The 19,952-nt window shown below is 60.6% G+C and carries 19 protein-coding genes and 1 riboswitch; of the genes, 14 read left to right on the plus strand and 5 right to left on the minus strand.

The features are described 5' to 3' along the window. Positions 1-165 precede the first annotated feature (165 nt). The 13 genes from Q1A32_RS17745 to trpB all read left to right on the plus strand — a co-directional run bounded on the left by Q1A32_RS17745 (position 166) and on the right by trpB (position 14,350). On the plus strand, positions 166-1,131 hold the full coding sequence (locus Q1A32_RS17745; protein WP_299615491.1) for a PhoH family protein: 966 nt from the start codon (positions 166-168) through the stop codon (positions 1,129-1,131). 60 nt (positions 1,132-1,191) lie between these two features. Next, on the plus strand, positions 1,192-1,686 hold the full coding sequence (gene ybeY / locus Q1A32_RS17750; RefSeq protein ID WP_299656149.1) for an rRNA maturation RNase YbeY: 495 nt from the start codon (positions 1,192-1,194) through the stop codon (positions 1,684-1,686). A 45-nt stretch (positions 1,687-1,731) separates the two neighbouring features. Continuing rightward, on the plus strand, positions 1,732-2,619 hold the full coding sequence (locus tag Q1A32_RS17755; protein WP_299615493.1) for a hemolysin family protein: 888 nt from the start codon (positions 1,732-1,734) through the stop codon (positions 2,617-2,619). Next, the gene (gene lnt, locus Q1A32_RS17760) at positions 2,616-4,130 is read left to right on the plus strand and encodes an apolipoprotein N-acyltransferase (protein ID WP_299656152.1); all 1,515 of its coding nucleotides are present in this window, start codon (positions 2,616-2,618) and stop codon (positions 4,128-4,130) included. Before Q1A32_RS17755 ends, lnt begins: the two co-directional genes overlap by 4 nt. A 9-nt stretch (positions 4,131-4,139) precedes the next feature. Then, a riboswitch (SAM-SAH riboswitch) is annotated at positions 4,140-4,192 on the plus strand. Positions 4,193-4,195: 3 nt separating this feature from the next. Next, entirely contained in the window at positions 4,196-5,377 is a 1,182-nt protein-coding gene (gene metK, locus Q1A32_RS17765) for a methionine adenosyltransferase (RefSeq protein WP_299614873.1), read from the plus strand. 116 nt (positions 5,378-5,493) lie between these two features. Continuing rightward, positions 5,494-6,093 (plus strand): hypothetical protein, encoded by a 600-nt coding sequence (locus Q1A32_RS17770; RefSeq protein WP_299656155.1) that lies wholly within the window; start codon positions 5,494-5,496, stop codon positions 6,091-6,093. 79 nt (positions 6,094-6,172) lie between these two features. Continuing rightward, entirely contained in the window at positions 6,173-9,043 is a 2,871-nt protein-coding gene (locus Q1A32_RS17775; RefSeq protein WP_299656158.1) for a GAF domain-containing protein, read from the plus strand. A gap of 357 nt (positions 9,044-9,400) precedes the next feature. Continuing rightward, on the plus strand, positions 9,401-11,077 hold the full coding sequence (gene rpsA / locus Q1A32_RS17780; protein WP_299614885.1) for a 30S ribosomal protein S1: 1,677 nt from the start codon (positions 9,401-9,403) through the stop codon (positions 11,075-11,077). A 274-nt stretch (positions 11,078-11,351) separates the two neighbouring features. After that, positions 11,352-11,636 (plus strand): integration host factor subunit beta, encoded by a 285-nt coding sequence (ihfB, locus tag Q1A32_RS17785; protein WP_299614887.1) that lies wholly within the window; start codon positions 11,352-11,354, stop codon positions 11,634-11,636. Beyond that, on the plus strand, positions 11,636-11,986 hold the full coding sequence (locus Q1A32_RS17790) for a LapA family protein (RefSeq protein WP_299614889.1): 351 nt from the start codon (positions 11,636-11,638) through the stop codon (positions 11,984-11,986). Before ihfB ends, Q1A32_RS17790 begins: the two co-directional genes overlap by 1 nt. A 10-nt stretch (positions 11,987-11,996) precedes the next feature. Beyond that, a complete protein-coding gene (locus Q1A32_RS17795) occupies positions 11,997-12,641 on the plus strand; it encodes a phosphoribosylanthranilate isomerase (protein ID WP_299656161.1) in 645 nt (214 codons plus the stop codon). Beyond that, positions 12,638-13,087 (plus strand): GNAT family N-acetyltransferase, encoded by a 450-nt coding sequence (locus Q1A32_RS17800; RefSeq protein ID WP_299656164.1) that lies wholly within the window; start codon positions 12,638-12,640, stop codon positions 13,085-13,087. Before Q1A32_RS17795 ends, Q1A32_RS17800 begins: the two co-directional genes overlap by 4 nt. Before the next feature lie 15 nt (positions 13,088-13,102). Beyond that, on the plus strand, positions 13,103-14,350 hold the full coding sequence (gene trpB, locus Q1A32_RS17805; RefSeq protein WP_299656167.1) for a tryptophan synthase subunit beta: 1,248 nt from the start codon (positions 13,103-13,105) through the stop codon (positions 14,348-14,350). Positions 14,351-14,352: 2 nt separating this feature from the next. Here the strand turns inward: trpB and Q1A32_RS17810 are convergent, their stop codons facing one another. The 5 genes from Q1A32_RS17810 to Q1A32_RS17830 all read right to left on the minus strand — a co-directional run bounded on the left by Q1A32_RS17810 (position 14,353) and on the right by Q1A32_RS17830 (position 18,596). Further along, the gene (locus tag Q1A32_RS17810) at positions 14,353-14,721 is read right to left on the minus strand and encodes a DUF2237 family protein (protein WP_299656171.1); all 369 of its coding nucleotides are present in this window, start codon (positions 14,719-14,721) and stop codon (positions 14,353-14,355) included. A 4-nt stretch (positions 14,722-14,725) separates the two neighbouring features. Continuing rightward, positions 14,726-15,895 carry a serine hydrolase gene (locus Q1A32_RS17815; RefSeq protein ID WP_299656174.1) on the minus strand — a complete coding sequence of 390 codons (1,170 nt, stop codon included), beginning with the start codon at positions 15,893-15,895 and terminating at the stop codon, positions 14,726-14,728. A 66-nt stretch (positions 15,896-15,961) separates the two neighbouring features. After that, positions 15,962-16,996, minus strand: coding sequence for a DUF2332 domain-containing protein (locus Q1A32_RS17820; RefSeq protein ID WP_299656177.1), 1,035 nt, complete (start codon positions 16,994-16,996; stop codon positions 15,962-15,964). Continuing rightward, on the minus strand, positions 16,993-17,676 hold the full coding sequence (gene pth / locus Q1A32_RS17825) for an aminoacyl-tRNA hydrolase (protein WP_299656180.1): 684 nt from the start codon (positions 17,674-17,676) through the stop codon (positions 16,993-16,995). Before pth ends, Q1A32_RS17820 begins: the two co-directional genes overlap by 4 nt. Positions 17,677-17,951: 275 nt before the next feature. Continuing rightward, positions 17,952-18,596 carry a 50S ribosomal protein L25/general stress protein Ctc gene (locus Q1A32_RS17830; protein WP_299656183.1) on the minus strand — a complete coding sequence of 215 codons (645 nt, stop codon included), beginning with the start codon at positions 18,594-18,596 and terminating at the stop codon, positions 17,952-17,954. A gap of 97 nt (positions 18,597-18,693) precedes the next feature. Between Q1A32_RS17830 and Q1A32_RS17835 the strand changes: the two genes are divergently transcribed. After that, the gene (locus Q1A32_RS17835; protein WP_299656186.1) at positions 18,694-19,917 is read left to right on the plus strand and encodes an MFS transporter; all 1,224 of its coding nucleotides are present in this window, start codon (positions 18,694-18,696) and stop codon (positions 19,915-19,917) included. The last annotated feature ends 35 nt before the right edge of the window (positions 19,918-19,952 follow it).

Below are 19,952 nucleotides of genomic sequence, written 5' to 3' on the forward strand. Positions count from 1 at the left end.
AAACACATTCACGAGGCCGGGGCGCGACACACGCTCCGGCCTTTTTTGTTTCAATTGCATGAAAACCGTCCCAAGCCCGTTGCACCCCCGAACTGAACTTGCCACGCTGGCTGAAACAAAGACTCAAAGGAGCAGCATTTGACTCTAGACCAACCGTCCCAGGAGATGGTCCTGGAATTCCCCGACAACCGTCTGCTGATCGACTTGTGTGGTCCATATGACAGCCATCTGACGGCCATCGAATCCGCCCTTGAGGTGCAGATCGTGCGACGGGGAAACGTGTTGGCGATTCTGGGCGATGATGCTGCGCAAAAGCGGGCAGGGGACGTGCTGAACGCGCTCTACCTGCGGCTCGAGACCGGCAAGGATGTGGAGCCGGCGGACGTGGACCGCGAATTGCGCATGGGCCAATCCGAAGAAGGGACAGGCTCCCGGCAGGGTGACCAGCTCGAAATGTCAGTGGGCAGCCGGATCGAGATCAAGACCCGCAAGAAACTGGTCGAGCCGCGCACGGATGCGCAAAAGGCCTATGTGCAGTCGCTCTTTGACAACGAAATGGCATTTGGCATCGGTCCGGCCGGTACGGGCAAGACCTACCTCGCCGTCGCTGTCGGGGTGTCGATGTTCATTTCCGGTCACGTGGACCGGATCATCCTGTGCCGTCCTGCGGTCGAGGCGGGCGAGCGGTTGGGCTTCCTGCCCGGCACGCAGGAGGAAAAAGTCGACCCCTACATGCAGCCGCTATATGATGCGCTGAACGATTTTCTGCCGGGCAAGCAACTGGCCAAGCTGAAAGAGGAAAAGACAATCGAGATCGCGCCGCTTGCCTTCATGCGCGGCCGCACGCTCAGCCGTGCCTTTGTTGTCCTGGACGAAGCCCAGAACGCCACGACCATGCAGATGAAGATGTTCCTGACCCGTCTGGGTGAGGGATCGCGCATGGTCATCACCGGCGACCGCACCCAGATCGACCTGCCGCGCGGCGTATCGTCCGGCCTGTGGGACGCGGAACGCCTGCTGAAATCCATCCCCAACATCAGCTTCAACTACTTCACGTCCAAGGACGTGGTGCGTCATCCGCTTGTGGCGGCCATCATCGAAGCCTATGAGGCTGATCCAGAAGCAACCTGATCCACCTTCATCTTGCCAGATAAACTTCGGGGGTCCGGGGGCTGGCCCCCGGTCCGACATATGCCACACGATATCGACATCCTGATCGAAGACACCCGCTGGCACGGCGCGGGGTTCGAAAGGCTGGCCAACACCGCCATCGCTGCAACCCTGTCTGCGCAAGGCATTGAACAGGCCGAACTGTCGATCCTCGCGTGTGACGACGCGCGCATCACAGTGCTCAACGCCGACTTCCGGGACAAACCCACGGCAACCAACGTGCTCAGCTGGCCGGATAAAGACCTGTCGCCGAAGCAGGAAGGCGATGCGCCCGCGACCCCCACACCTGATCCGGACGGGGCCGTGAGCCTTGGTGACATCGCCATCGCCTATGACACCTGTGCGCGCGAAGCCGCCGAACAAGACAAGCCGTTGGCCCATCACGTGACCCATTTGCTGGTTCACGGAACGTTACATTTATTGGGCTATGACCACATAAGTGTCACAGACGCCACGCGGATGGAGGCGTTGGAGGTCGAGATACTTGGCAAACTGGGTATCCCTGACCCATATTAGGACGCATTGGGGCCAAGACCCCGCATGAGACTTGGACAGGAGCCAATGGGCGACACCGACGGATCGTCTGACGCGGCGCAACGCGCGCAGTCAGACACTGACATGACCGAACCTTCGCAAAGTGGTGGATTCCTGTCGCGCGTTATCGGCGCGCTCAGCCCCCCCGGCAACGACAGCCAGCCCACCGAGGCACCCAGCCCCCGGCCACAATCGCATGGCATGATCAATCTGCGCCGCCTGCGGGTGGAGGATGTGGCTGTGCCCAAGGCTGATATCACCGCCGTGCCCGACACCGTGTCGCTGGACGAATTGGTGCAGGTGTTCAAGGACAGCGGCTACACCCGCCTGCCGGTGTTCGAAGGCACGCTCGATACACCCGTGGGCTTTGCCCACCTCAAGGACGTCGCGCTGCAACATGGCTTTAACGGCGGTGGCGCGGATTTCGACCTGCGCGCGCGCCTGCGTCCGCTTCTGTTCGTGCCACCGTCGATGACCATCGGCGTGCTGCTCACAAAGATGCAGACGGAACGGCGGCATATGGCGCTTGTCATCGACGAATATGGCGGCGTGGACGGTCTTGTCACAATCGAGGACCTGATCGAACAGGTCGTGGGCGAGATTGAGGACGAACACGACGTGGACGAGGGGATACTCTTCACCCGTGAAAAATCAGGCTGCTATCTGGCTCTGGCCAAGACCCCGCTGAAAGAGTTCGAGGAAGAGATTGGCATTTCCCTCACCACCCACGATGACGTGGACGAGGAAGAGATCGACACGCTGGGCGGCCTCATCTTCATGCTGGCGGGTCGCGTGCCTGCGCGCGGCGAAGTGGTCCTGCATCCCGACGGACCGCAATTCGAAGTGATCGACGCAGATCCGCGCCGCATAAAACGGATGCGCGTGCGTCTGAAAGGGCCGGAGCCCGCCGAATGAAGATATCCCGCGCCGATGTATCGGCATGGCCGGTCTGGGCGCAGGGACTTCTGGGGCTTGCTGGCGGTGCGTTCGGGGCCGCGGCGCATGCACCGCTGTCAATCGCAGTCGCCATCCTTGTGCCCATCGGCGTCATGTTCAGCCTGCTGAAGGCGGCACGCAGCACCGGGCATGCCGTCCTTCTGGGGCTGTCGGTCGGCGTCGGCTATTTCGGCCTGACGCTCAGCTGGATCACCCAACCCTTTCAGATCGATGCCGCCACGACCGGCTGGATGGCGCCCTTTGCCCTTGGATTGCTGGCACTTGGGCTGGGTCTGTTCTGGGGTGCCGCACTTGCGTTCGCAAAATGGTGTGGCGGGCGGGCCTTTGTTCTGGTGTTCAGCTTGGCCGGGGTCGAGATGCTGCGCGCCTATCTGCTGACTGGATTTCCGTGGGCCAGCGCGCCTCAAGCGCTGGTGGACGGCCTTGCCGGACAGGCACTTGCGCTGGCAGGGCCGCACGGTGTGATGCTGGCCATGCTTGCGGTCATGGCCGGTGTGCATGCGCTCAACCACCGTGCCTTCGAAACCGTCCTCGTCTGCCTGATCGCCATTCCACTTCTTCTACCGCCGTTGGCCGAACGCAGCGCACTTACCGACCACACCATCCGCTTGGTGCAGCCCAACGCGCCGCAGGATGAAAAATGGGACCCTGCGCGCATCCCGGTCTTCGTCAACCGCCAGATCGACTATACGGCGGCAGGCGAGGTGCCCGATCTGGTCGTCTGGCCCGAAACCGCCTTGCCATACCTGCTGGAAAACGCCCAACCGGTCTTTGACGTGATTGCCGACGCTGCCCGCGGTGCACCCGTGGTGTTGGGAATTCAGCGGCGGGATGATGCAGGTTACTACAACAGCCTTGTGACACTGGATGCGGCCGGGCAGGTCACCCAGACGTATGACAAGCATCATCTTGTCCCCTTTGGCGAATACATGCCCTTGCCGGGGCTGTTTCGCAGCCTTGGTATCCGGGCGCTGGCAGAACGCGCGGACAGTGGATACGCGCGTGGACCCGGCCCGCAAGTGCTGGACATGGGCGCGCTTGGGACCGCATTGCCGCTGATCTGTTACGAGGCTGTCTTTGCCCATGATGTCGGTGCCGCGCCCACGCGCCCGACCTTCCTGATGCATATCACCAATGACGCATGGTTCGGTATGCGCTCAGGCCCGCAGCAACACCTGGCGCAGGCGCAGATGCGGGCCATCGAACAGGGACTGCCGCTGATCCGCGCGGCCAACACGGGTGTGTCAGCCATCATTGATGCCAACGGACGCATCACCGAGGCGCTCTGGCTCAATGAGCCGGGATATGTCGATGCGGCGCTGCCTGTTGCCGGGCCTCCGACGCTCTACAGTCGCACGGGCGATCTGCCTTGGGTCCTGCTTATTCTGGCCGGATTGATTGCGGCGGTGTTGCATCACGCCCATCTGCGGCGTGCGGGGGCCATTGACGCGCCCGGCCCCGGCGCGTAAGCCGCTGCAGACCCGTCACAACGGCTTCCTGACGTGACGCGGAACACTTTTTTAATGGAGCACTTATGTCCCGTCAGAATTATACCTTCACCTCGGAATCCGTGTCCGAGGGCCACCCCGATAAAGTCTGCGACCGCATTTCCGATGCCGTCCTGGACGCTTTTCTAGCCGAAGAACCCGAAGCACGCGTCGCTTGCGAGACGTTTGCAACCACCAACCGCGTCGTTATTGGCGGAGAGGTGGGCCTGAGCGATCAGGACAAGCTGCACGATTACATGGGCAAGATCGACGAGATCGCCCGCGCCTGCATCAAGGATATCGGCTACGAGCAGGACAAGTTTCACCACGCGACCTGCAAGGTAACGAACCTGCTGCACGAGCAATCTGCGCATATCGCCCAAGGCGTCGATGCTGCGGCTGACAAGGATGAAGGCGCCGGTGATCAGGGCATCATGTTTGGCTTTGCCACGAATGAGACGCCCGAGTTGATGCCGGCCCCCATCCACTACGCCCACGCCATGCTGCGCCGTCTGGCCGAAGTGCGCAAGGACGGCACCGAGCCCGCCCTTGGCCCCGATGCCAAATCGCAGCTTTCGGTGATCTACAAAGACGGCAAGCCCGTGGGTGTCAGCTCTCTCGTGCTGTCCACGCAGCACCTTGATGAAAGCCTCAGCAGCGCCGACATCCGGGCCATCGTGACCCCCTATATCGAAGAAGTCCTGCCAGACGGCTGGCTGACCGCTGACACCGAATGGCACGTGAACCCCACCGGCAAGTTCGTGATCGGCGGCCCCGACGGGGACGCAGGTCTCACGGGCCGTAAGATCATCGTGGACACCTATGGTGGCGCGGCGCCACATGGCGGCGGCGCGTTCTCGGGCAAGGACCCGACCAAGGTGGACCGCTCAGCGGCGTATGCTGCGCGCTATCTGGCCAAGAACGTCGTGGCGGCAGGTTTGGCCGACAAGTGCACGATCCAGCTCAGCTATGCGATCGGGGTGTCCAAGCCTCTGTCGATCTACTGCGACACGTTTGGCAGCGGTCAGGTCGATGATGCGGCAATCGAAGCAGCCGTGGCCCAGGCCATGGACCTGACGCCGCGCGGCATTCGTGAACATCTGTCGCTGAACAAGCCGATCTACCAACGCACAGCCGCATATGGCCACTTCGGTCGAGCCCCCGAAGCGGATGGCGGCTTTAGCTGGGAACGCACCGATTTGGCGGACGCTCTCAAGGCCGCGGTCTGAGGAAATACGGACGCGGTTCCGGCCGCGTCTGTTTCAACCGATCACCAAAGGGTGCTTGGTATTTGAGCCATGGCTGGCCTAGCTTTTCCCTGTCATCAGAGAGAAAGGCACCGGCCATGGTACTCATTCGCACCGCATTGATGGTTACTGTTCTGGCCTTCGCAGCCATGTATGGCGCGGCGCATGCCCAGACAACGCCCGACAACGGATCGGACGCCGAGGTCCTGCCGGATGCGGAGGCCTTGCCCGACGCCCCGCTCGAGCCCCCCATGACCCTGCTGCGCATGGCCGAGATCATCCGCGCCATCGACCCGGAGGCCGTGGCCGCTGGCAGCGCCATCCAGTTCACGCTGGACGATGTGCCGATCGTGGTCATCGCCGACCCACGCGCCGACCGTATGCGGGCCATGGTGCCGATCCGGTCCGCCGAAGGGCTCAGCCCCGAAGAACTCATGCGGCTGATGCAGGCCAATTTCGACACCGCGCTCGATGCCCGCTATGCGGTGGCGCAGGGGCGGCTTTGGGGCGTCTACATCCACCCCCTCAGCCCGCTGGAAAAAGACCAGCTGCTGTCGGCCTTCATCCAGACCATCAACGTGGCCCGCACCTATGGCCAGACCTATTCCGGTGGGGCAACGGTTTTTGGCGGCGGCGACAGCAATGGCATCTACGAAGAGTTGCTGAAGGAACTGCAGGAATTGGGCGAAGAGATCTGAGCCAACGGTCAGGCGTTGGCAAGTACGGACGGCTTGGATAGGCTGATACGGGCAAGTATTTCAAACAAGGCCATTTCGCGTGCCCGACGTCCTGCCACTACGCACATCCCACACATTGTCCGAGGCTGTGCAGCTGCGGGCCATGCGCGAACTGCTGGACATCATCAGCACCAGCCGGGACGACGAAACCCCCGTTTTCGAAGCCATCCTCAAACAGGCCTGCGCGATGTGCAACGCGCCGCTTGCGGGGCTGATCCTTGGCACACCGGAGGATGACACCCAGACACTCGCCGCGCACAGGGGCATGTTCCCCGAAGCCATCGCTCTGTTCGAGACCGGGCAGATGCGCATGGACGCGAACCTGTCCTATGCGGCACGCTCCATTATTGAGGGGCGCCTGATCGCGCTCGACGATATGGGCCAAAGCGATCTTTACGCCCAAGGCAGCCCGGTTGTCCGCTCGATGGTCGATGCATCGGGCATCCGCAGCGTGATCTTCGTACCGCTCATCCACAATGGCAACGCCATCGGCAACCTCACGGTCTTTCGCAGCGAAGTCCGCCCCTTCGATGCCGAAGAGATCGCGCTTCTTGAGGCGTTCACCACGCAAGCCGTGATTGCCATCGAAAACGCGCGCCAGTTCCGCGAGGTGCAGACCCGGCTGGACCGTGAACGCGCCTCGGCCGAGGTGTTGGAGGCAATCAGCCAGTCTCGTGACAACGAAGGGCCGGTGTTCGACCTGATCCTGAAACGGGCGGCGCATCTGTGCGACGCGCACGCAGCGGCCCTTGCATTGGGCGAAAAAGGCGACACGCATCAGCGCCTTGCGGCGTCTCACGGTGTCGATCCGCGCACCATCGCCGTTTATGACCGTGGCGAAGTCACGATGAACCCGGACATTTCCCTTGCCGCCCGTGCCATCGTCACCGGCACACCCGTGCATGTCGATGACATGGCCACGACCGACGGGTACCGCAGCGGTGTCGGCCATTTTACCACCGTTGTCGACGATACCGGCATCCGTACAAACCTCTTTGTGCCATTGGTCACAGAGAATGGCGGCATCGGCGTAATGATCCTCTTCCGGAAAGAAGTGCGCCCCTACACCGACGACGAAATCGCACTGGTTCAATCCTTTGCCGCCCAGGCTGTGATTGCCATCGAGAACGTGCGGCAATTCCGCGAGGTTGAGGAACGACTGGCGCGCGAAACGGCCAGCCGCGAAGTGCTGAGTGTGATCAGCCAGAGCCGCGATGACGATCTGCCGGTTTTTGACGCGCTGTTGGAGAAATCCGTCGCCCTCAGCGGCAGTCAACACGGGTCGATCTGGCTGGTGTCCGAAGACGGCGCGTGGCTCGACGTTGCGGCCCGCCGCGAAGACGGGGCAGAGCAAGGGGCAGATTTCGACCGCAGGGCGATGGACGATTCCGGCAGCGTCATGGTTCAGTGTGTCCGCGATATGAAAGTGCGGCACATCGACGATCTGCTCGATATCGAAAGTTTCAAAAATTCGGATCATCCAAACCGGATATGGCTTGATCAGTCCGGCGCGCGCTCGGTCTTGATGGTGCCGTTGGTGTCCGAAGGGCAGGGCATTGGCGTTCTCGGCATGTACCGGTGTGATGTCGCGCCCTATTCCGACGAACACGTCTCACTGGTTCAAGGCTATGCCGCACAAGCTGTGATCGCGATCGAGAACGTGCGCCAGTTCCGCGAAGTGCGCGCCCGACTGGAGCGTGAGGCGGCGACCCGCGAGATACTTCAGGTCATCAGCCAAAGCCCGGATGATGAACGCCCCGTCTTCGATGCAATCCTGAGCAATGCGTCGCGCCTGTGCAATGCACCGCTTGCGTTTCTGCCGATGGCCAATGCCGAACGGACGCATGTCACCGTGCCCGCATTTCGCGGCGTGCGCCCCGATTTCGCCACGGCCTTGGATGAGTTTCGCGAACCCATGGCGTCGTCCAGACTTGTCGCTGTCCGTGCCGTGGCCGAAGCGCGGGTCATCCTCAGCGACGATCTGGTGAACGACCCGCAATTCCCGGCATCCGGACGCTGGCGCTACGAGCTTGTGGAAACAGAAGGGGCCCGGTCGGTCCTTTTGGTGCCCCTGATGCAAGGCGACATCGCAATCGGGGCCATCATGCTCTACCGCCGCGAAATTGCGCCATTCAGCCCGGATGATCTCGAACTGGTCCGCACTTTTGCAGCGCAAGCCGTGATTGCCATTGAAAACGTGCGCCAGTTCCGCGCGCTGGAAACGCTGAATGCCGAACTTGGCGAACGGGTCGACGCGCAGGTGGGCGAGATTGAGCGCATGGGCAAGCTCAAGCGCTTCCTGCCCGCCGCCGTGGCCGACACGGTTGTGTCCTCGGGTTCCGAAGATATGCTCAAAAGCCACCGCGCCCTTTTGGGGGTGCTGTTTTGCGACATCCGCGGCTTCACCGCCTTTTGCGAAACGGCAGAGCCCGAAGAAACCATCGAAGTGCTGCAGACCTACCATCAGGAAATGGGCAAGCTGATCAACGCACATGGGGCCGGTGTCGATCACCGGATGGGCGATGGGATCATGGTCCTGTTCAATGACCCGGTGCCTTGCGATGATCCGGCAGGCGACGCGGTGCGGCTGGCGCTTGCGATGCGCACCCGGATGCAAGAGCTGTGCAAGGATTGGAAGCGACTGGGTCACCGGTTGGGCTTTGGTGTGGGCGTGTCGCTGGGCTATGCCACCGTGGGTATGGTGGGCTACGAAGGGCGGTCGGACTACACCGCGTCCGGCACCGCCGTGAACCTTGCTGCACGGCTGTGCGACATGGCCGAAGACGGGCAGATCCTGCTGTCACCGCGCGCGGCGACAGCGGTAGAGGACGACATTGACGTCGCCCCGGTTGGTGAAGTCACGCTGAAGGGCATCCGCGCCCCCGTCGAAGTGTTCCGTTTGTCGGATTAGTCCGCGCGTTGCGTTAACATCCGAACCCGCGTGCGTTGGGGGTGCACAGGGGGTGTACGCATGGTGCACGGGGGGCGACACCCTGCCGTTTGCGCTTAAGCTCAATAAACAAAAGGTTTTCACGGCGATTCGTTGCCCGCGGCGTGCCTGGCCGACACACACCCTTGCCCTCAGGTCGGTCAAGGGCTATACGCCGAGCCGTCGCCAAGGTGTAAACACCGCAAGACATCGAGATGAGCAGGGTCGGAACCATCCGGCCCTCTTTGTTTTGCGATACATCTGACCAACCACATCCAAGACCGGCGGAGACAACCGCACGGCCCGAGAAAACAAGTATAGTTAGGAAAACGACGCCACATGGCTGATAAATTGATGGAGGAATTCGAAGCCCTCCTGCAAGAAAGCTTCGAAATGGACACGCCCGAAGAGGGGTCAGTTGTCAAAGGCAAGGTTCTCGCCATCGAGGCAGGCCAAGCCATCATCGACGTAGGCTACAAGATGGAAGGCCGCGTCGAACTCAAAGAATTCGCAAATCCCGGTGAAGCGCCCGAAATCTCTGTCGGGGACGAGGTCGAAGTGTACCTGCGCGCAGCCGAGAACGCCCGTGGCGAAGCCGTCATCTCGCGCGAGATGGCCCGCCGCGAAGAAGCCTGGGATCGCCTGGAAAAAGCATATGCAGACGACGCCCGCGTCGAAGGGGCCATCTTTGGCCGCGTCAAAGGCGGCTTCACCGTCGACCTTGGCGGTGCCGTGGCCTTCTTGCCCGGCTCTCAGGTTGACGTCCGCCCCGTGCGCGACGCTGGCCCCCTGATGGGTCTGAAGCAGCCGTTCCAGATCCTGAAAATGGACCGTCGCCGTGGCAACATCGTTGTGTCGCGTCGTGCGATCCTCGAAGAATCGCGTGCCGAACAGCGCGCCGAAGTCATCGGCAACCTGACCGAAGGTCAGAATGTCGACGGCGTGGTCAAGAACATCACCGAATACGGTGCGTTTGTTGACCTGGGCGGCGTTGACGGTCTGCTGCACGTCACAGACATGGCTTGGCGCCGGGTCAATCACCCGTCCGAGATCCTCACCATCGGTGAGACGATCAAGGTGCAAGTCATCAAGATCAATAAAGAAACCCACCGTATCTCCCTCGGCATGAAACAGCTGCAGGAAGATCCATGGGATCTGGTGGCTGCGAAGTACCCGCTGGAATCGACACATACAGGCCGTGTGACCAACATCACCGACTACGGTGCCTTTGTTGAGCTGGAGCCCGGTGTCGAAGGTCTGGTCCACGTCTCCGAGATGTCCTGGACCAAGAAGAACGTGCACCCCGGCAAGATCGTATCGACCTCTCAGGAAGTCGAAGTCATGGTTCTGGAAATCGACGGTGCCAAGCGCCGCGTGTCTCTGGGCCTGAAACAGACCATGCGCAACCCATGGGAAGTGTTTGCAGAAACACACCCCGAGGGCACGGAAGTCGAAGGCGAAGTCAAGAACATCACCGAGTTCGGTTTGTTCGTTGGCCTCGAAGGCGACATCGACGGCATGGTTCACCTGTCCGATCTGTCGTGGGACCAGCGTGGCGAAGAAGCCATTCAGGATTACCGCAAAGGCGACATGGTGCAGGCCGTTGTGTCCGAAGTCGATGTCGAGAAAGAGCGCATCTCGCTCTCGATCAAGGCCATCGGTGGCGACAAGTTTGCCGAAGCCGTGGGCGGCGTGAAGCGCGGCTCGATCGTGACTGTGGAAGTGACAGCCATCGAAGACGGTGGTGTCGAAGTGGAATACGAAGGCATGAAATCCTTCATCCGCCGCTCCGATCTGTCGCGTGACCGTGCCGAACAGCGTCCCGAGCGTTTCTCGGTCGGTGACAAGGTGGACGTTCGCATCACCAACATCGACGGCAAGACCCGCCGTCTGGGCGTTTCGATCAAAGCGCGCGAGATCGCCGAAGAGAAAGAAGCCGTGGAGCAGTATGGCTCGTCGGACTCGGGTGCATCGCTGGGCGATATTCTCGGTGCCGCGCTCAAAGGCGACGAATAAAAATTCCCCCTCTGCGGGAATGTTCAAGGGGCCCTTCGGGGCCCCTTTTGCTATGTCGCAGGACGTCTCGAATCACGTCGACATCGTGATGTGCAAGATGCTGCACACACCGAACATACGGCGCTTGGGTGCCGATTTTCGTATCATCCTTCTGTTCAGACGGTAAAAAAACCGACTTACGCCAAATTGCGCCTATTCCCGAAAGGCGCGTTTGTTCCTATAGTTACCGGACGCATAAAGACAAAAAACCGAGTCTCTTCGGGGGGAATTCATAATGATCCGGTCAGAGCTGATCCAAAAGATCGCAGACGAAAATCCACACCTGTATCAAAGAGACGTGGAGCGGATCGTGAATACCATATTCGACGAAGTGACCGACGCGATGTCGCGCGGCGACCGTGTTGAGCTTCGCGGCTTTGGTGCATTTTCGGTGAAAAAGCGGGATGCGCGCACCGGACGGAACCCACGCACCGGTGAGACCGTTGATGTCGAAGAGAAACACGTGCCCTTTTTCAAAACGGGCAAACTGCTGCGTGATCGTCTGAACGGGAAAGCCTGATGCGTTACATTCGCTATGCCTGCATTGCCATCTTTGCCGTGGCACTGATTGCCGTCGCCTTGGCCAATCGGGGCATGGTGACGCTGAAGTTGCTGCCAACCGAGATTGCGGGTCTGTTTGCGGTGACCCCGACCGTCGAATTGCCGCTGTTTGTGGTGATATTTGGCGGCATCATAGCCGGCCTATTGATCGGCTTTGTCTGGGAATGGCTGCGCGAACATAATATCCGCGCCGAAAACGCCCGCAATGCGCGCGAGATGCGCAGGCTTGAGCGTGAAGTCAAACGGCTGAAGACGGAAAAGCACGAGGGCAAGGACGAAGTTCTGGCCCTTTTGGACGAAGCTAGCTAAGCCCACTTCCATGTCAGACGTATTTGTGAAGATTTGCGGCCTGCGCCGCCCTGAACACGTGACTGCGGCCGTAAGGGCGGGCGCAACATATGTGGGCTTTGTCTTTTTCCCTAAATCGCCTCGCAATATCTCGGTCGCGGATGCGCGTGCGCTTGCTGTTGAAGTGCCGCCGGGTGTTGCCAAGGTTGCGCTGGTCGTCAACGCAGACAATGCATTTCTGGATGAATTGATCGCGAACGTTCCTCTCGACATGGTGCAATTGCATGGCTCGGAAACACCCGAGCGGGTGGCGGAAATCAAAGCACGCTACGGGCTGCCGGTCATGAAGGCTGTCGGCGTCGGATCCGCGGCGGATTTGCCGGACTTGGATGCATATATGCGCGTGGCTGATCAGATTCTGGTCGATGCCAAACCGCCCAAGAACGCGGACCTGCCTGGCGGCAATGGCCTTGCATTTGATTGGCGGTTGATCGCGGGACGGCGTTGGCCCGTTCCGTGGATGCTGGCCGGAGGGTTGAACGCGGACAACGTGGCCGAGGCGGTGGCTTTGACAGGTGCACCTCAGGTGGACATCAGCTCTGGTGTCGAGTCCGCGCCGGGCGACAAGGACAGTGACCTGATCCGCGATTTCATGGCTGCGGTCGAAAAAATATGAGCGTGCGGTTTCGCATTGCGACCGAAGCAGATGTGCCTGCAATCCTTGCCCTTCTGACGGACGATGTATTGGGCGCTGGACGCGAAGGGGCGGCGTTGGACACCTATATGGCAGCCTTCCGCGAGGTCGACGCAGATCCGAACAACGCTGTAATCGTGGGGGAGCAGGACGGCGCAATCGTTACCACCTATCACCTCACTTTTATCCCCGGGCTGACATTGCAGGCCAGCAAGCGCGCTCAGATCGAGGGTGTCCGTGTTGCCGGACATCTGCGGGGTCAGCAGATCGGTGAAGCGATGATTGCAGATGCCGAAGTGCGGGCGCGCGGGGCCGGATGCACGTTGATGCAGCTGACCATGAACAAAAGTCGCACCGATACGGCCCGTTTCTACCAGCGCCTTGGCTTTACCCCGTCTCACATCGGATATAAACGCGATCTGACCTGAACGCGGGAGGCGACGATGGCCAACGATCTTTTCAATTCCTTCATGACCGGCCCCGATGAAAACGGGCGCTTTGGCGACTTTGGCGGACGGTTTGTGTCCGAGACGCTGATGCCGCTGATCCTGTCGCTGGAAGAGGAATACGAGAAGGCCAAGACCGACGACAGCTTCTGGGCCGAGATGGACTTCCTGTGGAAGCACTATGTGGGTCGTCCCAGCCCGCTTTATCATGCTGAACGGCTGACCGAACATCTGGGCGGCGCCAAGATTTACATGAAGCGCGACGAGTTGAACCACACCGGCGCGCACAAGATCAACAATGTACTTGGCCAGATCATTCTGGCCCGCCGCATGGGCAAGACCCGCATCATTGCCGAGACAGGGGCAGGTCAGCACGGTGTGGCCACGGCCACCGTGTGCGCCAAATTCGGCTTGAAGTGCGTTGTGTATATGGGTGCGCATGACGTGGAACGTCAGGCCCCCAACGTGTTCCGCATGAAGCTGCTGGGTGCCGAAGTGATCCCCGTGACCTCGGGTCGTGGGACGTTGAAAGACGCCATGAACGACGCCCTGCGCGACTGGGTGACCAATGTGCGCGACACGTTCTATTGCATCGGCACCGTCGCTGGTCCGCACCCGTACCCCGCGATGGTGCGCGATTTCCAAAGCATCATTGGCAAGGAAGTGCGCGAGCAGATGATGGAAGCCGAAGGGCGCTTTCCTGACACTCTGATCGCTGCCATCGGCGGTGGGTCGAACGCGATGGGCCTGTTCTATCCTTTCTTGGATGAAAAAGAGGTTGGTATCATCGGCGTCGAAGCGGGCGGAAAGGGCGTGAACGCCAAGATGGAGCATTGTGCATCCCTGACGGGTGGCCGCCCGGGCGTGCTGCATGGCAACCGGACGTATCTGTTGCAAGATGATGACGGTCAGATCCTCGAAGGGTTTTCGATCTCGGCTGGCCTGGACTATCCCGGCATCGGGCCGGAACACGCATGGCTCCATGACATTGGCCGCGCTGAATATGTGTCGATCACGGACACGGAAGCGCTTGAGGCGTTCCAGCTGTGCTGCACAACCGAAGGGATCATCCCCGCGCTTGAGCCCAGCCACGCGCTGGCCCACGTCATGAAGATAGCACCTGATCTGCCATCTGATCACATCATCTGCATGAATATGTGCGGACGCGGCGACAAGGACATCTTCACCGTCGCGCGTCATCTGGGCTTCGATATGACAGGCCCCGAAGGCCGCAACGTCGAGTGATCTCAGGCCGCGTGGCCTGACAGGACGTCCAATGGCACGATCTCCAAGGCACGTTTGTGCGTCGCTTGCAGGTTCACCTTTGGCGCGCAGCCTTCGTCATGGGCTTGCAGGAAGCGTGAGGCGCACAAGCACCAGCTGTCACCCGGTTTGAGGCCTGCAAAGCGGTACTCAGGACGCGGGGTACTCAGGTCGTTGCCCACGTACTTGGAGTAGGCGAGAAATTCGGCCGTCATGACGGCACACACCGTGTGGCTGCCTTGATCGGCGTCGCAAGTGTTGCAATGGCCATCGCGGAAGAAGCCGGTCACCGGGTCCATGCCACACAGCTGCAGGTCTGTGCCCAAGACATTGACGCTGTCATCCGGTTCCATGCGCTTACCCCTTGGTGGATGCTACAATCTGGCGAAACATTTCTATGTTTTCGTCACTTACACCGTCTTCACGGAATTGGCGGTCCGCTGCCGTGCTGACGATCACCACACCAGCCTGTTGATCGATATAGAGGTACTGGCCATAGATTCCACGTCCCATGAACTGCCCGTCGGTGGCATCAACCGGGATCCACCACTGATAGCCATAGCCGATCTTGCCCTGCTCGGTCTCGGCACTGGCTACGGTTGAGGCGGCGATCCAATCAGCGGGCACGATCTGCTGCCCCTGCCACGCGCCGTTTTGCAGGATCATTTGTCCGAACCGGGCGTAATCGCGGGTCGTGATGTTCAGCCCGCCCAAAACAAATGCCACGCCGACACCGTCCGTCAAGTAGAGGGGCGATTGTTCCAAGCCCAGTGGCGCAATCAGCTTTTCTGCCATCAGGTCAGGGATATCCCGCCCCGTGGCACCACGTGCGACCATGCCCACCACATGCGTGTCGATGGAGGTGTATTTCCAAGTCTCACCCGGTGCGGCAAAGCTTTCGGTCAGGCCAGCGGCGAATTCATCCATCTTGCCACCCAAGGCAAGAACGCGGCCCATCCGATTGATGTCGCTGTCATAGTCAAGATAGTCCTCGTCAAACGTGATGCCGCTCGACATCTGCAAGACGTTCAGGATCGTTGCCGCGTCATAGGCGCCGCCTTCCAGTGCGGGGGCATAGTCGGTGACGGGCGCGTCGAGCGATGAAATGGCGCCTTCGTCAACCAGAATGCCAAACAAAGCGGACAGATAGCTTTTGGCAACCGACCAGCTGATCCGCCGATCCTCCGCATCCGTGCCTTGGTAATAAGCTTCGTGCACGATCTGTCCGTCTTTGAGAACAAGGGTGGACGTAACTGTTCTGTCGTCAACCCAAGCGTCGTAGGTTGCAGGCATGGTCAACTGTGGACCTTCGGGCAGGGGGCTGATCGGACTGGCACCCTTGGAGATCTCGGTATGAAGAAACGCGCCGTCCATATTGGAAAAGTTGGATACGATACGGTCTTCGTTGAACAAGGAGTTCACGGCAAGAAGGCGGGTTATTTCCTCTCGCTTCCAAAATCCGATCACAAGCGCCGCTGTTATCAACGCAAACAGGGCCCGGAGTACCCATTTTAGAACATTTCGCATCTTTATCCTCCACGCATGCCGCATCTATCCATAGGGCCGCGTCCATGAGCAAGCCGTGTTGGTGCGTCAGCCCGTCCAGTTGATCCATCTTCCGTGAAAATCGGCGCGGCCCAGGTTCAGGGTGATGTCACCGGGCCAGAGTCGCAAGGTGAGCGCTGCACCGACGGCGCCGGTTGTGTCGCCATCGGTCTCCATCTGCATCCACGCCAAGGGGCTGTCATCCCTTGCGCGCGCGCCTGCGGCCTCGATCATGGCTGTACCGCGGGCTTGTGCCGCGGCTGGGAAATACTGCCATGCAACGGTGTGTTGGATCATGTGCATGTGGCCTGCGGGCGCGCCGGCAAGACGGCTTTCAAGCCAGTCAATCGCGTCGCCTTTGTCCACCTGCGCAGACAGGACGGAGGTCGCAGCGCGCGTCAATTCCACACGGTGCGGTTGGTCGGCCCACAGGTATGACAGCAATCGAAGCCGGTCTTCATCCGCGTGCAAATTCAGCGGGTTAAGGTCGACACCTGATCTATCGACCACCTGTGGAAGTGCTGTGGGTGGCGCCGCCCCCGACCATTCCGGTGTGAGTGTCAGCGCCGCGTCGGTTGGGCCATAACGCTCGCCCGCAATCTCAAGTGCGAAGTGATCCCACATCAAATTCAAACCGCCGCTTGCGCCAAGCTCTGACAAGACGATGGGTCGGTTGAAATGGGACGCGGCAACATGGGCCATGGCGATCAGCGCGGCGCTGCGTCGGACTTCATTTGTCTGAGGCGCGTGTCGGGTCCAGTCGAGCAGGAAATCCTCATTCGTTTTCAGTGCGTCGACAATAGCGTCTTGAAGTGTCGCATCGTCGACTTTGTTGGGAGGATAGGCCGCCGCCAGCGTAGGACTTTTGCCTTGCAACACCAAGGCGTGCAGCCCGCCCGCGATCCGAAGCGGCAGCGAATGACCAGCGGGTCCAATATCCCCCTGATATTCTGCCATTTTCAGGCCTAGAGGCGTGTCTGAGGCCCAGACATCCGCCAAGATATGCAGAACGCGCCCCATGAGAGGGGAGCCCATACGAGCACATGTTCCGGATTGGTCGAGAAAGGCTTGCTTGAGGTTCATGAAAACCGGTCCATCAGTTTTTGCAGTGGGGACCGCGCGTCATCTTTCGCACTTTGCGGTGGCTCTGAAACCTTTGGCTTGTCCACCTTATTATTGTCGGAACCAGAGCGCGGAGGTTTTACACGCAAAGCGACGGCATTCATGAACTTTGGCCCGTCGCCTACCGCCAAATGCGGCGCGCCGTCGGAACACCCACGGATCACGTCATCAAGCCACTCCTCGTCTGCCTTTGGAAAGTCCCGCAAAACATAGCCGGGCACGGCATCCTTGTGGCCGGGGTGCCCCACGCCAAGGCGCACGCGGGCATAGTCCGGACCGATGTGTGCATGAACAGATCGCAATCCGTTGTGACCCGCATGACCACCGCCGACCTTCCATCGTACCTTGCCGGGCGCGAGGTCAATTTCGTCATGTAAAACAATGACGTCCTCTGGTTCCAGCTTGTGGAAGCGCATGGCGGCACCGACGCTGTCGCCGGACTTGTTCATGTAGGTTTCTGGCTTGAGAAGTATCACGCGATCCGACCCAAACCGCCCTTCGGAAACCACGCCCTGATGCTTGGACTTCCACGCAGGAAAGCCGTGATCTTCCACAATGCGGTCCAGCACCATGAAGCCGATATTGTGGCGGTTGCGGGCGTATTTGGCACCCGGATTGCCAAGGCCGACGATCAGTTTCATGGAACCTCCGCATTGAATATCGCAGTGCAGCATACGGGGTGCGTCTGGGCGGGTCCAGCAATGTGTAGATGAGCGCAAGGTGGGCACTTTGAGCCACTGCCAACCAAAACCAAAATGTTTCGCCGCGAAACCATGCATTTTCCACGACCCTTTCAACGCACCGTAAGCACACCTTCAATTCGTGCGTCACTCCGCGCCCCGCGCGCATAGACAAGCAAAGGCCGCCCCGGATACCCGGAGCGGCCTTGAAACCCGAAGCGACAAGCGCCGTGGGATTATTCTTCTGTGGAAGTCTCTTCGGCTTCGGTTGCTTCTTCGGCTTCGCCTTCTTCGTTCTCAGACGACCGCAGGCCGGACGGAGCGGAAACCGTGGCAATCACGAAGTCACGATCGATTGTGGGCTTTGCACCTTGCGGGAGTGTCACGGACGAAATGGTGATGCTGTCACCAACCTCAGCTTTGGACACGTCGATCGAGATGCTCTCGGGGATGTCACCCGCTGTTACGACCAATTCCACCTCGGGGCGGACCAGCGACAGCACGCCGCCTTTTTTCAGACCGGGCGAGACGTCTTCGCCTTCCACGTCAACTCCGATGAACAGGTTGATCTTGGTGGTGCGGCGCAGGCGCATGAAGTCCACGTGTGTGGGCAGGTCCTTGACCACATCGCGCTGTACGTCGCGGCAGATGACGCGGACGTCGTCGTGGCCGTCGACTTTCATGTTGAAGAGCGTCGACTTGAAGCGACCGGCCTTCAGCATCTTGAACAGTTTGTTAAAGGGCAGATTGATCGGCAGCGGATCTGTGTCACCACCAAAAACAATCCCCGGAACCATACCGGCACGACGTGCCTGACGAGCGGCGCCCTTGCCTGTCCCCGTACGTTCCAGGGCTTCGAGATCAGGAATCTCTCCAGCCATAGTATTTCTCCAAAATTAGGGCAGGGTGCCTCCAAGGCTGTCACCCCGCGTGAAGGCTGCGCTATAGACCGGTTTCGGAGGCATGAAAAGACGCAAAATGCGTGTGTTTTGGCTGGACCGGGCGCGGCACCCATGTCACCGCTTGGCGATGCAACTTCTGAACGACCTCATTGCGTCACGAAGGGCGCTCGCTGGCTTCATTGTGGTCGGCTTCGGCTGGGCCGCGTTTTCGGCGCAGATGCCTGTGATCAAGGGACAGGTGGGCGTGGGCGACGGGTTCTGGGGCACGCTTGTGCTGATCGGATCTACGGGGGCCATCATGGCCATGTGGCTGGCGCCGCTGATGCACCGATTGGTTGGCCGGTGGGCGATGATTGTGGGGGCCGCTTTCATGGTGGCGGGATTCTTGCTGGCCGGTGCCGCCCAGACGCCGCTGGTCATCGGCCTGGCCCTGTTTCTGGCTGCGGGCGGGTCAGGCATCGCCGATGTGCTTGCCAATGCCGAGGTGAGCGAAGCCGAGGCCGAGACCGGGCGCAGTCTGATGAATCTAAACCACGGTCTCTTTTCAATGGCTTACGCGCTGGCTGCCATTGCGGTGGGCTTTGCCCGCGAGGGCGGTATGGGCCCGGTTGGGGTGTTCATGGGCATGTCGCTGGCCGTTGTCCTTCTGGTGCCGTGGATGATCCTGCCCGACCGCGTGCCCGAGGAAGAGGACATGGCTGATGCGACAGGCATGCCCCGCGCGCTTGTCTGGGTGGGCGGACTTGTGGTGCTGTCCGCCTTTCTGGGAGAGGCCGCGTCCGAAGGCTGGTCCGCCTTGCATGTCGAGCGCACGCTGGGTGGTGGTCCGGCAGAAGGGGCGTTGGGCCCTGCGCTTTTGGCGACAGGCATGGCGGTGGGGCGTCTTGGCGCGCATGTGTTCGGCGCGGGCTGGCCGCCTTTGCGGGTCATGGTGCTGGCCTCTTGTGTGGCCGGAGTTGGGCTGGCGTTGGCCGGGGCCGCACCGGGGCTGGGCGTGGCCTATGTGGGCTTTCTGCTGGGGGGCTTGGGCGTGTCGGTCGTGGGCCCGCTGGCGCTTGGGCTGGTGGGGCAGGCGGTGCGCCCCAAACACCGGCTTGCCGCGATCAGCCAAGCAGCTGCTTTGGGGTATGCCGCGTTTTTCCTTGGCCCTGTGATCATGGGCTACGTGGCCGAAGGGTTCGGCTTGCGCGCGTCCTTTTACGTGATTGCAGCCATCATGCTTGCTGTCGCTGCCGTCCTGTTGCCCGCTTGGGGAAGGATGCTCGCCCGTCGATCCGCGCCCTTGTCTTCTGCTGGCTAGAAATATCCCGGGGGGCTGGGGGGCTGGCCCCCCAG

It is taken from the genome of uncultured Tateyamaria sp. (assembly GCF_947503415.1).
GTDB lineage: Bacteria > Pseudomonadota > Alphaproteobacteria > Rhodobacterales > Rhodobacteraceae > Tateyamaria.

What these genes read in the sequence shown, in the direction of transcription:
- Q1A32_RS17745 (WP_299615491.1), top strand. Translation starts at nt 166, where the DNA reads ATGGTCCTGGAATTCCCCGACAACCGTCTGCTGATCGACTTGTGTGGT.
- ybeY (WP_299656149.1), top strand. Translation starts at nt 1,192, where the DNA reads ATGCCACACGATATCGACATCCTGATCGAAGACACCCGCTGGCACGGC.
- Q1A32_RS17755 (WP_299615493.1), top strand. Translation starts at nt 1,732, where the DNA reads ATGGGCGACACCGACGGATCGTCTGACGCGGCGCAACGCGCGCAGTCA.
- lnt (WP_299656152.1), top strand. Translation starts at nt 2,616, where the DNA reads ATGAAGATATCCCGCGCCGATGTATCGGCATGGCCGGTCTGGGCGCAG.
- metK (WP_299614873.1), top strand. Translation starts at nt 4,196, where the DNA reads ATGTCCCGTCAGAATTATACCTTCACCTCGGAATCCGTGTCCGAGGGC.
- Q1A32_RS17770 (WP_299656155.1), top strand. Translation starts at nt 5,494, where the DNA reads ATGGTACTCATTCGCACCGCATTGATGGTTACTGTTCTGGCCTTCGCA.
- rpsA (WP_299614885.1), top strand. Translation starts at nt 9,401, where the DNA reads ATGGCTGATAAATTGATGGAGGAATTCGAAGCCCTCCTGCAAGAAAGC.
- ihfB (WP_299614887.1), top strand. Translation starts at nt 11,352, where the DNA reads ATGATCCGGTCAGAGCTGATCCAAAAGATCGCAGACGAAAATCCACAC.
- Q1A32_RS17790 (WP_299614889.1), top strand. Translation starts at nt 11,636, where the DNA reads ATGCGTTACATTCGCTATGCCTGCATTGCCATCTTTGCCGTGGCACTG.
- Q1A32_RS17795 (WP_299656161.1), top strand. Translation starts at nt 11,997, where the DNA reads ATGTCAGACGTATTTGTGAAGATTTGCGGCCTGCGCCGCCCTGAACAC.
- Q1A32_RS17800 (WP_299656164.1), top strand. Translation starts at nt 12,638, where the DNA reads ATGAGCGTGCGGTTTCGCATTGCGACCGAAGCAGATGTGCCTGCAATC.
- trpB (WP_299656167.1), top strand. Translation starts at nt 13,103, where the DNA reads ATGGCCAACGATCTTTTCAATTCCTTCATGACCGGCCCCGATGAAAAC.
- Q1A32_RS17810 (WP_299656171.1), bottom strand. Translation starts at nt 14,721, where the DNA reads ATGGAACCGGATGACAGCGTCAATGTCTTGGGCACAGACCTGCAGCTG.
- Q1A32_RS17815 (WP_299656174.1), bottom strand. Translation starts at nt 15,895, where the DNA reads ATGCGAAATGTTCTAAAATGGGTACTCCGGGCCCTGTTTGCGTTGATA.
- Q1A32_RS17820 (WP_299656177.1), bottom strand. Translation starts at nt 16,996, where the DNA reads ATGAACCTCAAGCAAGCCTTTCTCGACCAATCCGGAACATGTGCTCGT.
- pth (WP_299656180.1), bottom strand. Translation starts at nt 17,676, where the DNA reads ATGAAACTGATCGTCGGCCTTGGCAATCCGGGTGCCAAATACGCCCGC.
- Q1A32_RS17830 (WP_299656183.1), bottom strand. Translation starts at nt 18,596, where the DNA reads ATGGCTGGAGAGATTCCTGATCTCGAAGCCCTGGAACGTACGGGGACA.
- Q1A32_RS17835 (WP_299656186.1), top strand. Translation starts at nt 18,694, where the DNA reads ATGCGTGTGTTTTGGCTGGACCGGGCGCGGCACCCATGTCACCGCTTG.